This window comes from Mucilaginibacter galii (genome assembly GCF_014635825.1).
Taxonomy (GTDB): Bacteria; Bacteroidota; Bacteroidia; order Sphingobacteriales; family Sphingobacteriaceae; genus Mucilaginibacter; species Mucilaginibacter galii.
This window is the reverse complement of record NZ_BMDO01000003.1, coordinates 17367-31669: the sequence shown is the minus strand read 5'-3', so window position 1 is coordinate 31669 and position 14303 is coordinate 17367. Positions and strand designations below refer to the sequence as shown.

Annotated in this window: 9 protein-coding genes; all 9 read right to left on the bottom strand. The window is 43.9% G+C overall.

The genetic code is table 11. From position 1 onward, the window contains the following. Positions 1 to 6: 6 nt before the first annotated feature. Positions 7 to 1926 (bottom strand): glucosamine-6-phosphate deaminase, encoded by a 1920-nt coding sequence (nagB, locus tag IEV61_RS06985; RefSeq protein ID WP_188415121.1) that lies wholly within the window; start codon positions 1924 to 1926, stop codon positions 7 to 9. Between the two features lie 79 nt (positions 1927 to 2005). Then, positions 2006 to 2980 carry a purple acid phosphatase family protein gene (locus IEV61_RS06980; protein WP_188415119.1) on the bottom strand — a complete coding sequence of 325 codons (975 nt, stop codon included), beginning with the start codon at positions 2978 to 2980 and terminating at the stop codon, positions 2006 to 2008. Between the two features lie 2 nt (positions 2981 to 2982). Beyond that, positions 2983 to 3546 carry a hypothetical protein gene (locus IEV61_RS06975; RefSeq protein ID WP_188415117.1) on the bottom strand — a complete coding sequence of 188 codons (564 nt, stop codon included), beginning with the start codon at positions 3544 to 3546 and terminating at the stop codon, positions 2983 to 2985. 5 nt (positions 3547 to 3551) lie between these two features. Beyond that, positions 3552 to 5846 carry a GH92 family glycosyl hydrolase gene (locus tag IEV61_RS06970; RefSeq protein WP_188415115.1) on the bottom strand — a complete coding sequence of 765 codons (2295 nt, stop codon included), beginning with the start codon at positions 5844 to 5846 and terminating at the stop codon, positions 3552 to 3554. Positions 5847 to 5852: 6 nt separating this feature from the next. Continuing rightward, positions 5853 to 7007 carry an acyltransferase family protein gene (locus tag IEV61_RS06965; RefSeq protein WP_188415113.1) on the bottom strand — a complete coding sequence of 385 codons (1155 nt, stop codon included), beginning with the start codon at positions 7005 to 7007 and terminating at the stop codon, positions 5853 to 5855. Next, positions 7004 to 9202 carry an alpha-N-acetylglucosaminidase gene (locus IEV61_RS06960; protein ID WP_188415111.1) on the bottom strand — a complete coding sequence of 733 codons (2199 nt, stop codon included), beginning with the start codon at positions 9200 to 9202 and terminating at the stop codon, positions 7004 to 7006. Before IEV61_RS06960 ends, IEV61_RS06965 begins: the two co-directional genes overlap by 4 nt. A 33-nt stretch (positions 9203 to 9235) precedes the next feature. Next, positions 9236 to 10807, bottom strand: a complete 1572-nt coding sequence (locus IEV61_RS06955) for a glycoside hydrolase family 28 protein (protein ID WP_188415109.1) — start codon at positions 10805 to 10807, stop codon at positions 9236 to 9238. Between the two features lie 31 nt (positions 10808 to 10838). Further along, positions 10839 to 12470: a sodium:solute symporter family transporter gene (locus IEV61_RS06950; protein WP_188415107.1), complete on the bottom strand. Its 1632-nt coding sequence runs from the start codon at positions 12468 to 12470 to the stop codon at positions 10839 to 10841. A gap of 153 nt (positions 12471 to 12623) precedes the next feature. Continuing rightward, a complete protein-coding gene (locus IEV61_RS06945) occupies positions 12624 to 14300 on the bottom strand; it encodes a RagB/SusD family nutrient uptake outer membrane protein (RefSeq protein WP_188415105.1) in 1677 nt (558 codons plus the stop codon). Between the last annotated feature and the right edge of the window lie 3 nt (positions 14301 to 14303).

The window sequence follows — 14303 nt, the reverse complement described above, 5'->3', positions numbered from 1 at the left end:
AATTAGTTAGAACTTATAACGAACGAAAGCTTCCATGGCTGCATACTCGGCCAATCCAAGTTCGTTGTAGCAGTTAGCTGTTTCGCGGTTACGATCTTCGGCCCTTACCCAAAACTCGCGGGCATCATCGCCCGGGAAAACCGGCGTATCTTTTTGTGACTGATGCTTAAATATAGCCTGACGCTTGCGAATAACCTCCTGCGGAGACAGCGGCACAGCCATTTCAATTTCAGATGTTTCAAATTCGTGCCATGCACCGCGATATAGCCATAACCAGCAATCTTCAACCCATTTTTCTGTTGCTTTAAGGCGTTGCAGTGCGGTAAGTATGATGTTAAATGCAACCACGTGGGTGCCATGCGGATCGGCAAAATCGCCGGCGGCAAATATCTGGTGAGGTTTTACTTTTTGCAGCAGTTCCATGGTTAATTGTACATCCTCTTCGCCTACTGCATTTTTTTGAGTTTTACCGGTTTCATAAAATGGCAGTGCCATAAAGTGGATATTGCTATCGGGCAAACCTGCATAACGTGCGCCGGCAATAGCTTCGGCTTTACGAATGAAGCCCTTTACATTACGTATCTCCTGCGAATCTACCTGGTTAGGTCGTTTGTGCTTGATGAACTCGCGCATATTATCATAGATACCTTTGAGTTGAGTAACGTCTTTGCCAATGCTTTCGTCAAAATCAATGGCAAATTCAACATAACGCAGTACTTCATCGTCCCAAACGGCGGTATTGCCCGAGGTTTGGTAAGCCACATGCACTTCGTGCCCCTGATCAACCAAACGAATAAAGGTTCCGCCCATCGAGATAACATCGTCATCAGGGTGCGGGGAAAAGATAACCGAACGTTTTTTTGCAGGTTCGGCGCGTTCGGGGCGCTGGCTGTCATCGGCGTTGGGTTTACCGCCCGGCCAGCCGGTTATGGTATGCTGTATCTTGTTAAAAATATCAATATTGATATTGTAAACAGGCCCTTGCTCCACTGCAAGCTGCGCCATACCGTGATTGTTGTAATCTTCTTCGGTGAGTTTTAACACCGGTTTTTTTACTTCACCGGCCAGCCAGATAACGGCTTTCTTTGTTAATTGCGCACTCCATATACAATCTTTAACCAGCCACGGTGTGTAAAAACGTGTTAGCTCCGATGCGGCACCTTCATCCAGTATAAACTCTACGTGATCTGAAAGTTGCAGGTAAGTTGCCGGCACATCGCCCGATATTTCACCTTCAACCGCCTTTTTAACAATGGGCGCTTTTTTAGCGCTCCAGGCCATGAGTATAATTTCGCGGGCTTTAAAAATGGTACCTATGCCCATGGTGATGGCTTTAGTGGGTACGTTTTCTTTACCACCAAAATCGCGCGAGGCATCACTGCGGGTCAGGTTGTCTAACGTAACCAAACGCGTACCCGAATTGGGTGCAGAGCCCGGCTCGTTAAAACCAATGTGGCCGGTACGGCCAATACCTAATAATTGAAAATCCAATCCACCTAAATCTTCTATCTGCTTTTCGTAATTAAGGCAAAACGCAGCCACTGCATCCTGGGGCAAGGTGCCATCAGGAATGTGAATGTTTTCAGGAGCAATATCGATATGATCGAACAGGTTTTCGTGCATAAAGGTCACATAACTTTGTGCCGAGCTGGCCTGCATAGGAAAATACTCGTCCAAATTAAACGTGATTACATCCTTAAAACTGAGGCCTTCCTGCTGGTGCATGCGCACCAATTCTTTATAAACCGCAATGGGAGTTACGCCGGTGGCCAGCCCTAAAACCGCCTTACCGCCTTCTGCCTGTTTGCTACGGATTAATTTAGCTATGCGCTGTGCAACAACCACGCTGGCTGTTTTTGCATCGGGGTAAATGGTAACCGGAAGCTTTTCAAAACGTGTTTCTTCAAGGAGATTTAATCGTGCCATTGGTGTTATATAATTATAAGTATTATTCTTTTAATGTAATGGATGTGGCCGGCTTAGCAAAAGCTTTGCGGCAGGCCAGTTATTTGGACAATGTAGTTCCGTACAATACATCTCCTTTAAGGTTAATAACCTTAACAGCAATTTTTTCAGCACTTATCGAGAAATACATGAATCCATTTTCGGAAGCCTGAAACTTACTGTATTGAACACCATCGGTTACCGGGGTTAACTCAGAGCCCGCACCTGTTATAAACTGATGGGTAACACCTGAGGGTTTAAGGTGCTGTAACGAATGGTCATGCCCTGCCAGATAAATATCTACCTTATTCTCTTCAAATATTTTGCTCATAGCCTTACGTATGGCCAGCGTATCATAGTTTTTTATGCGGGGGCCGGCAGTGTAGTAAGGGTGGTGTCCTACTACAATTTTCCATTTCACATCGGCACTGGCTTCCTTTAAAGTTTTGTTGATCCAGGCTAATTGCTTCTCGGGCTGCTGGTCCTTAATATCGTAAATAATGGGCTGAGTATCTATCATCACGAACAGGGCTTTTCCTTTTCCCTCTCCTAATGATACCTCTTTGGTATAGTACCGCGAGGGCATATTCCAGCGACGGCTGATTTTTGAATACCGTATCTGTGCATCAGGGTCGGCTGCATAATCGTGGTTGCCTAAAACCGAAAACCAATCGACCTGTAAGGAATGCGCCGTATAAACATTTTCAAATGAATAATGCCAAGCCGGGTCGTACTCGCTTACTACCCCTTTAGGGTATATGTTATCACCAACCGAAATAATAAAGTTGTTGGGATTTGCCTTACCCCAATTACCCATTTGTTTGGCTACTTCAACCTGGTTGTATTCACCGTTACGGCCCCAATCGCCAATGGCCATAAAATTTAAGGGGTAACCGTTTGCTATACCGTTACTGGCCGAAAGGTCTTCGCTCTCGATGTGAGTTACCGGTGTATCGGCCAATGATTCGAGCGGAGCTATTAGCGACGCACCTAACGCGGTAAGCGTTGTGTTTTTTACGAAATCTCTGCGTTTCATACCTATTTCAGTGAGTTTATTTCCATATCTACCTCCAACGGGTTGCCTGTTATACGGCATATCAGCGGTAAATCGGGGTTATTTAATATCCAGTATTGTGTGGTTTCGTTTCGGGCAACTACATGTAAAAGATTTAGCGTTTTGCCGTCAACCGTCATTGTAGTTGCTTCACCATCGTTTTGAAGGTCGTAAATAGTGTTATCATATGCAAAACTGCGCTTTTGCAGCAAGTTTTGAAGTGCAGTTTTAGAGATAAAGAAAAACGTTTGATCAGGCGGTAAGACCACTTTGGTATCAGGTTCGGGCTGTACAAAGCTTAATCTATTGGCTTTACTTACGGCTTGGGGTAATATAACGTAGGTTCCGGTTGTGGTGTTCCTAACTTTCCAGTCTAAAATAACACTATCAGAAAGGCGCGTAAACGTAAGCGAAAAAGCAACTTGTTGCCCATGCAACCTAAGCGTGTAACCCACAGTACTACCTTGTTTAATGACAGGTGCTTGCTGCTGGGCCATTGAAGCCATGGCCATAAATAACAGGAGCAGGCTAAGTTTAATTTTTTTCATCCCCATTAATTTTTACTTGGTGGTAAAACCTGTGTTCCCCATTCGGTTGGTTTATCGGTCATTTCAAAAACCAGTTCGCCACCGTTTAAAATATCGGCATGCTCAATCCACGATTGGTTAAAATCCTTCCCGTTCAACCTGGCCGATTTGATATAAGTGTTAGTTGCTGAAAGATTTCTTGCCGTTATCCTGAAATCTTTTCCGTTTTCCTGGTGCAGGATCACCTGTTTTAGCATAGGCGAATTAAGCAAATAATAAGACTGACCTGCATTTGGATAAAAGCCCATCATCTGGAAAGCCAGCCATGAAGACATGGCTCCCGAATCATCATTACCCGGCAATCCGGTTGGCGATGTATTAAAATTAGCGGTCACAATTTGCCTGATGCGCTGGCTGCTCAGGTCGGGGCGGCCTATCCAATGATACAAGCTTGGCGTTAAGAACGATGGTTCATTATCAACATTGTAAAAGCGCTTTTCAAACAAGGTGTCCAATCGTCTTTTGAAAGCGTCTTTACCACCCGATTTTTCGATAAGCTGCGGTATCTGATGCGGAATGCTTAAAGAATACTCCCATGAGGTAGCCTCGTAAAAAAATCCGCACCAGTGGCAAACATACCACGGGTACTCGCGGCTTAGCGGTGTATATTTAAAAGTTGGATGCTGGTTTTTAGATGTACCATAAGGAATATCATCAAGCCAGCGGCCGGCCGAATCTTTAGGCATAATAAAGCCGGTAGCGCCGTGGTCTTTATAATTGTCGCGCCATAAGTTGCGCCAGTTACCGGCCAGTTTACTATATTTTTTATACACTTCTGTTTTACCTAAACCTTTGGCAACCATGGCAATGCAGTAATCCTCGTACGCATAATCTGTAGTACGGTTACCGGCGCGCGGTATGTGGTAGGGCACGTAACCCAGGCGGTTGTATTCGGGTATACCTCCCCGCCCCTCTTTTTCTTCTAAGCCCCCGGGCGGAACGGTAGCATCTTTAAGCATAGCCTCTAAAGCAATATTATAATTAACACCCGTCAATCCTTTTGCATAAGCATCGGCAATTAACACCTCGGCGTTAGAGCCACCTTGTGTACGGCCGTTGTAATTACCGCTACGGGCTTCGGGCATATAACCTTCGTGCTTGTAAATATTCAGCAGCGCGTTAACGATCTCTGTTTGCCTTTGAGGCGAAATTAAAGTAATAAGCGGGTTTGACGACCTAAAGGTGTCCCATATGGCATAAAAATCATCGTAGTAGGGCTCGCTACCGCTCCATAACGGATTTTCGCCGGTACGGTTCACGGGCATTAACATGGTATGATACAGTGCCGTGTATAACATCTTTTTTTGATCGATACTTGCATCAGGGTTTACCTCAATACGGCCAAGCAGTTTATCCCATTTTTGCCTTACCTCGCTTAATGCTTTATCAAAGCTCCAGTGAGGAATATCTTGGTCAATATTATCTTTTGCTTTCCCTTCACTTATAAAAGATATACCTATTTTGACTTTTACAGTGTCGTTACCGCCATCTTTAAACGCCAGTAACGCACCCGTTTTTTGGCCGCTATCAAACTGCTGCTTTATGCCAGGAAATAGTTTTGTGCTTTTCCAGGTAGATAAACTTTTAACAGGCGTGTTAAATACGGCGTAGAAATATACGGTATAAGCTGCACCGTTATTCCAACCACCCCTAATGCGGCTATACCCTCGCACTTCGGTATCTGATACTACTTCAATTTCCGAACCTACAAATTGCTGTGCCTCGCGGGCATCAGGAACCGGCTGCTCGCCTAAAAAGAAACCGGCATCAATAGCCAGGGCCTTCGATGCTTTAGCCGGATAAGTAAACTTGTAGAAAGAAACCTTGTCGGCTGTGGTAATTTCGGTTTTAATGTTGTGCTTTTTGAGCTTTACGCTGTAATACCCTAAAGCCATTTTTTCATCCTCACGCATGGATGAATGATCGGTGCTGTTAAGCTGGCCTGTAAATGGCATAATTAAAATGTTGCCATACTTCGGCCCTCCTCCGGTACCACTTACATGCACTTGTCCAAAACCCGTTACGGGTGCTGGTTCGGGCAACCAACCGCTATTGGGTCTTACGGTACAATCGGGACCGGGCTTAACCATACCAAACGGACATGATGGGCCTATAAAAACACGCCCAACACCTTCAGAACCTATGCGTGGATCGACAAACTGGTGCAAATTATTTTGTGCCGATGCGTGCAGCGCGAGCAACGTGGATATGAACAGTAGCAGCAAGCAGCGCACAACAAAAAACGATCTATAAAAATACATAGTTGTTTAAATTTTCAGAAACAGCTTGTTTCGATACAAAAAATAGAGGAGTGTTAATTGCACAACTATTACAGACAATGCCACAAATACAGGCTGCCAATTTGGAGTTGCATACTGTATTGCACCGCCGAAAATATAGTTTGCCGTATGCAAAAGATCTACCATGCCTTCGGCCGCCATATAAATGAGTATGGAGTTGCTGCCTATCAAAACAAAAGGGAATGCCCATTTGCGGTAACCGGCCACATCAATGATCAGGTAAAAAACTGCTAAGAACAACAAGCTGAAACCGCCCACATATAGCACAAATGAACTTGTCCACAAGCGCTTGTTGATAGGGAAATTCAGGTCCCATAGTGATCCTAAGGCAATTAATACCAAGCCTGCGACAAGCAGCAACAGGCCTTTTTTTAACATAGACCAACGCGCATCGGTACTTTTTAGGAATTGGCCGGCAAATACGCCAAGCAATGCCGTACCAATAGCCGGTATGGTAGATAGTATTCCCTCAGGGTCGTGTATGCGGTCATGTAATCTTCCCGGCAGCAACAGGCGGTCAATATACGATTCGAGGCTACCCTCCATGGTTAATACCCCCGCCCCGTAGCCCGGTACAGGTATAAGCATCATAGCGGCCCAGTATCCTAAAAGTAAGCCGGCAAACCAAAAGATCTGTCCTTTGAGGTTAAAATTCAAATAGATGATGCCCGCAAAGAACCATGCTAAACCAATACGCCCTAACACACTGGCAAAACGGGTGTTTTCAACACCGTTGAACTTGAACAGGCCGTTAACTACCACCCCCAAGAATACCAGTATCACAGCACGCCTTAGCATACCTAAATAAATCTCTCGCTTTTTAGAGGACGATAATTGATAGGCGTGTTCACAACCGGCATCGGTAATTTTGCGGTGCATAGAATATGGCATACTTACTCCTGCTATAAATAAGAACAGCGGAAAAATCATGTCATAAAAAGTAATGCCATTCCACTCGGTATGGTGCAACTGCGCCGACATCCACAGAAAGGCAGGCCAGTTGGTTGTCTTGGCCAGCGCATGTATGAGCCCTTCGCCGCTTATGATCCAAAACATATCAAAACCCCGCAAAGCATCTAAGGATATCAATCGTTGGGTTTTAGCGCCCTGGTTGTTACTCATAAGTTAGCAGATATTACAGCGTAGTACTTTTTATACATTTGCAGCACTACCGGTATGCTTTGCCCGGCTGTTTTAGTTGGGTAAGCGTTGTTGGCATTAGCCCATCGCCACTCCCAATCGCTTATGTTTTTATTAAAGAGAGCCATATCAAGGTCCTTATCAGTTTTAAGCGCGGTTTCTGCTGCTGTAAAGAATTTCTCCCAGCGTACTTTATAAAATCCATTAAGCAAGCCGCTCCACTGGCGGCATGAATATTCATGCAGCGGACTATTCTTATCACCCCATAAGGTAACCAAATCGCGGGCGTTCAATTCATATAGCGCCTTCTCTGCCGGGGTGGTTCCGCAGTTGCGGGCATCGGCAAGCCAGGTGCCTAATAAAAAGTCTTTACGGGTGGCTAAAAGCATATCCATATCAGTTATCAGCTGCAAATACTCGTTACTGTATTTTTTAAAATCGGCCATGTTTTTTTGCTGATAGGCCTTCACCCATTTCTGCTGCAACGGACCGGCGTAATTTGCAAGTACTTGACGGGTAACATCGACCAAGTCATAATTAAACCCGTCACTTTTACTGCATTCAGGTATAGCGGCAACCATATCGTGCCATGCAGGAAGCAGGTCTTTACGTTTATAGTTCAGCTTGGTTTTGGTCCAAACCGTGGCCGAATCAAAGGTTGGCCTGCCGGTTATAATTGACTCCGCTCCATCACGAATATCTTTACCATTATATACCGTGTGTTTAAGCACCTGCCATGCGCTTAAGGCGTGTTTATCTTTATTGCCATAACGATTCAAAACATATTGCTCCAACCAGTCATCCAAATTAATAGGGTTACTCTGCCAAGTGTTGCTGGTCATCAGTTCATACAAAACAGGGTTTTGCTCAATGGCTTCCATGGTTAAACCAATGCCTTCCATTTTGCCCGAAGCAGGGTCTTTTAAAGCCTCTGCGGGGCCGCTTGCCACTCCCTCAATTCTACCGAACATAGATATATTGCCACCAAAATTATGAAGCATGTTCCATATCCAGGGTTTGCCGTAATAGGCATCGGTACGTTTCCAAACCGGTTCAATCTCGGTGGCCAAATCGAGCATGATCATATGGTCGTTGGGAACGGCTTCGAGTAAGGCTTTGATCTGTGGTGTTTTCCAAAACTTGCGGTCGCTGTAAAATAACCAGCCCTGCATAACCCAAATGGCTTTAGGATCGGCCTTGCTCATGGCTTGGTAAACGCGCGAACTTAAAGACGATAAATAAGCCGGATCATCTGTTGGCGGTTCATTTTCGTTAAAAGTATCGGCCGAATAAAGATGATCGGTGCCGTAAAGCCGTGTTTGTACATTTAAAAACTTACGTCCTATTTGCTCAAACATCGGGTCTTCGGTGTCTAAGATATAGGTATCGTTAAAGCCATTGGTCCAGTTGGTTTGCTTTAACTTTGATGATGGAAAACGTGCCTTAAATGACGCCGGTACATGGCCTGTAAACGATTGAAGAACAGGCTTCATGCCCAAAGCCCTTTCACGCTTTAAAATTTGTTGTTGTAAATTGCGGTGGCTGGTCATCCAGCTTAAAGGCAGCGGGCCTCCCCATCCGTCTAAATTTCCCATCCAAAACCAAGAGAAATATGCAGGGCCGCAAAAAAATCCTTGCAGGTCTTTATCGGTAAAGCCCATGCTTTTATAAACCTCGTACCATGTGTATTCTTGCCCGGTTAAGGCAAGCGGCATATTGATGCCATGCAGCGCCATCCAGTCTATCTCTTTTTCCCAGCGCTTCCAGTCCCACCAGCTCATGCTATAATTGTAAGTGCAGTAGTTGAGGTAATAACGATAATTGTAGGGCGTATTTTTAACCACCTTTTTTGACACCCGAGGCGCTTTAACAGGCAGGTTTAAATTAGTACCATTCCAGGTGATCTGGCAATGGCAATACTCGGTCACGTAATAATATAAAGCCGATGCTACCGCCACACTATTATTACCGCGAAGAACGATCTTATTATTTTTGCTTTCAATTTCAAAATGATCTTTCCCGGCTTTTGAAGGGATATAATGAACCTCAAACCAAGCGGCTTTAGCAGGAATTACCCTTTTAATTAGTGCATAAGACGCATCCTCGGGCCTTTGAGCCCAGGATGGCGCGGAGATCATCACTACTGCAAGGATTAATAATATTTTATACACTCTCATGTTTTGTTGTTATGGTATAAAAGGAACAATCCCTTACTTAATTACCGCTACGCTTTTGCTGGCTTTACCGGCAATTTTAATACTGCCAACCTTAGGAGCAGGTGAATTATTAATTACGATAGCCGGAGTTGCCTGAGTTTTATTAATACTTAAGCTACCGATGTTGAGATTTTTAACATCATCGAAAACGCAGGCTTTGCGCAAATCATTTTTCAGGTAGCTGAGCTTAACGTTTTTAAATACCACACCGTTTACATGCCTTGCGTAAAAGCCCCAGGCAGGCAAATCACCAAACATTGAAAATTCGGGATAATTTTCGATAGCTTCAGGAATCTCTTTGAGACCACTGCTATCAAATTTTGGATAATCTTTAGAAGTAGTACCCTCGTAGGTTATGTCAATATTTTCGAGCGTTACGTCTTCCACATCGTGGCCCGGTATACCGGCTATTGATGAGGGGAACACGTTATGCTTAGCTTTTACAACAGGACCCTCCATATTATAACCGGCATCCGGCTTACCTGCCGGAACCTGCACTTTTACATTACCAATGTACACCCTGCGCAGTGTACCCGGCTCGGAGTTTTTATTGCGCTTTCCTATCCGCAAAAATATAGCGTTACCAGTGTTTCGGGCATTAATGTTTCTTACATCAATATCCTCAATCAGCCCGCCATCAACCGTTTCAATGGCTATTGCCGAGCGGTAGGTGTCATATACTTCAATATCATGTATTTTTATTTTTTTAAATCCGCCGAACGATGCCGTACCCATTTTTACAGCACTGGCGCTCGAGCGCACACGGCAATTATATATTTCTATATTTTCGCAAGCGCTTTTAGGATCGTGAGATTTAAGGCAAATGCCATCATCGGCTACGTTAAAAAAGCTATTAGATAGTTTTACGTTTTTGCAGTCTACCAGGTCAATGCCGTCGTTATTCCAAAAGGTATTGCTTTCAACATTAATGCTATCGATCACCATATCCTGGCAATTGCGGTAATCCTGTATCCAGCACAAACCATTTTTTATAGTAATATTTTTGATATTCACATCACGGCAGTTCTTAAAATCTATGAGGTGCGGCCTGTTATCTTCTTCGGGGCGCATTTGATGCCAGGGATTGTACGTTTGCCATTCGCTGTCTTTCAATTTACCGGCACGCAACATAACATATATATCATCAAGCAACGCCACTCCTCTTCCATCAATGGTTCCCGCACCGGTAATGGCTACGTGCTGTACATCAGTAGCCACTATTAAGGCCGATGCTTTTTGCGGACCATAATCAATACGTTTGGTGGTGGCCAGCAGGGCGGCACCTTTCTCGAAATGCAGATCAACGTTCGACCGTAAGTAGATGACACAGGTGACAAAATCACCTTTAGGCACCACTACCATTCCTCCGCCGCTTTCGGATGCGGTGTTCATTGCTTTTTGTATGGCTTGGGTATTATCGGTTTTACCATCGGCAATGGCGCCGTAACTGGTTATGCTATATACTTTGTCTTTGCCAAAAGCGGTAGCAGCAAATGCCAGCTGTGCGAGGCAGGCGCTAATACAAGCAATAGACAGCAGTTTTAAATTTAATTTTATGTTCATCATTATAAAGGCTGAATGAAGTAGTTGTAAATGATTACCAGTAAACAGTGTACAGCGCTGTAAGTACACCCATGATGATAACTGCCATGATCAAGAATGCAGTAGTTACCTTAAAATCGCTACGTTGAGGAAGCAGTATGGGCGAGGTATATTGCTTTGGATTTACCAAGCTTATTACTACCATTAAAATTACGATCAGTACAAAAGTTATGCTCATCCGGTCCAAAAACGGAAAGTTAGGAAAAGCACCGTTTGTCCAGTACGGCAAAAACTTTAATATGGTTGATGTAGGTACAGTTAATACAGCGGCAGCCATAGCTGCAGTAGCTGTAGTTCGTTTCCAGAAAAGTCCGAGCATAAAAATAGCCAGTACTCCGGGCGAAAAGAAGCCCACATATTCCTGAATAAACTGGTATACTTGGTCTAACGACCGTAATGCCGGTGTTACCAAACCGGCAATAAGCATACAGATAATGACCGCCCACCTACCGGTTAATACCAGTTTGCGTTCAGAGGCGGTCTTATTAAAATACTTTTGATAGATATCTAACGAGAATATGGTAGATATACTATTTGCCTTACCCGCAAGTGATGCCACTATAGCGGCGGTTAAAGCTGCAAAGGCCACACCCTTTAAACCGGCAGGCAACAGGTTCATTAAGGTTGGGTAAGCCTGGTCGGGCTTTACTACCCCGGTCGCTCCCATCATTTCATGCTGAAAAAGACCCTTATTATGTAACACATACATAATAATACCCGGCAAAACTGCAATTACCGGCACCAGCAGTTTTAAAAACGCAGCAAATAAGATCCCGGTTCGGGCGGTTTTTAAGTTAGCGCCTAAGGCGCGTTGTACAATGTATTGGTTGCAACCCCAATAGGCCAGGTTGTTAACCAGCATGCCACCGATGATAACCGATGAGCCGGGCAGCTCCATATAATGAGGGCTCGACTTATCAAATATCATATGCAAATGGTCGGGTGCCTGTTGTTTTAATACCGACAGTGCCTTGATGATATCACTGCCGAAACCATACTCATGGGCCAGAAGGGAAAGAGCTAAATAAGTGGTTACCAAACCGCCGGCTATTAACACCACAACCTGTATAACATCGGTATAGCCAATAACTTTCATACCTCCAAGGGTAACTATTACCGAAAATACGCACAGCGCAATAACGCAAAAACCAAATGACAAGCCCGATATTGCCGACACCGCCAACGCACCTAAATAGATAATAGAGGTTAGGTTAACGAATACATAAACCAGCAGCCAAAATACGGCCATGATGGTGCTCACCTTATCGTTATACCTGCGCGCCAGGAACTGCGGCATGGTAAAGATCTTATTTTTAAGATAAAGCGGGATGATGAACCAGGCTACAAGGATAAGCGTTGCCGCCGACATCCATTCATAGCTGGCTATGGCCAAGCCCATGGCAAAGCCCGAACCCGACATGCCTATAAAATGTTCGGCCGAAATATTGGAAGCAATGAGCGATGCTCCTATTGCCCACCAGGTAAGCGAGCCTTCGGCAAGGAAAAAGTCTTGAGAGTTATCGGTGCTTCTTTTCTTTTGGTAGATGTAGTACCCGTAAGCCGACACGATGACGAAGTATACAAAAAATACAAAGATATCGGCCGTTTGGAGATGGTTATTACTCATAATTAGGTTTTAGTGCGTAATCTGTAATTGCGCACCTAAATTATAGTATAATTTTTAAGGCGTATAAAGTAATGATACTTTATATCATGTTGCCGAATTCAAGAAAAGCTAACTCCGTCAAAATGAACGGAGTTAGCTTTATAGGCAAATAGCTTAATATCCTGGGTTTTGAACCAATTTGGTATTGGTTTGGAAACCTGAACTTGGAATTGGGAATATACGGCGATAGGCATCGGCATTGGTTTTACCTAAGCCGTAGGTATTTTCAAATTTACCGAACCTGATCATATCGTTACGGTGCCATCCTTCAAAAGCCATCTCTCTTACGCGTTCAGCATAAAGACCTTCAAGATCTAAAGAAGTCAAGGCAGCAGAAGTTGTGCGGTTAGCCCTGATTTGGTTAACTAAAGATAATGCTGTTGCACCTAAAGTAGGCGTACCGCCACGCAAAATGGCTTCGGCTTTCATTAACAGGATGTCTGAATAACGGAACACTGGAAAATCGTTACTCTGGTTACGGTTGATGGTGTTAGTATAATCGGCCAGGAATTTATTGTTACGGTAACCCGTATTCCAGGCAATTTCATCGCGTCCTAAATCATAATCAGAATTGGTTCCAGTGCGAGGTCTAAATGTTAATTGGCTTAACACTAACGGGTAAACAATTTTAGCATCAGGAGCCGATCCTTTGTAGAACTGATCGTAACCAATATTAGTAGTACTTACCATAATCGGGCTACCATCCTGCCAATATTGCTGACCGGTTAACCATTGTTTATTACGGATATCGTTGGGATCGTTAAAATAAGCATAGTACTCAGCTGTAGTCATTGATGGGCCGCTTGGTCTGTTATTAGCTAAACCGTTACCAGTGCTTTGATTGATTACAGGATTAACATATCCGCCAGCGCTGGAACCTGAATAACTGTATCGTATACCTAAGTTACGGTTAAGATTATACCGCGCAAAAATCAAATTTCCTGAACTGGTTGATGCATCATAAGGTATTGCAAAAACAAATTCTTTTTGAGATGTAGGTCCGTTTATTGGATAGAACATTTGCAGGTAAGAAGCCATAGGTTCTACAGCGTATTTACCAGAGCTGATCATTTGATCACAAGCGGCTATACAATCGTTGTAACGTTGCGTTCCGGTGTATACTGCAGCATTCAAATACATTTTAGCCAATAAAGAGTAAGCAAAATGCTGATTTACCAAACCATAAGTTGCCGGAGTTACGTCAGATTTTAAGTAAGGGATAGAAGCCTTTAGCTCGCTCTCTATAAAATTGAAAACCTGGGCACGGGTAGCCTGCGGTTGAGACTCCTTGGTACCGTATAAGGTATCCAAAGGAATACTTCCAAAGCTATCCATACCTATATAATAGGCAAATGCACGAAGGGTTTTTAATTCGGCAATACTACTTGATTTTGCCGAGCTTGCCGGGGCTGATTTAAAAATAGACAGGGTTTGGTTAGTAACACCTATCATATTGGTGTAATAGTACCAAACAGCGTTAATACCGGAGTTATCCTTTGTCCAGGTATGGCGGTGTAATTCCTGATATCTGTTGCCGTCAATCCAGTCAGGACCGAATACAGCCAACAGGTTCTCGTCTGTTGTATGGCTTTGTGAAAAAAAGTATGCGCCGGTATAATCAGACCTTAATGCCACATATACGGCACCGGTTACAGCCTGGTATTGGGCTGGTGTTTGAGGAAAAATATCTGGTGTAAGCTGAGTATTTACCTGAATATCTGTTTTATGACAAGAGGATAAAACTACGGCTATGCATACAGCAGATGCGATAGTTAAAAATATATTTTTCATGTC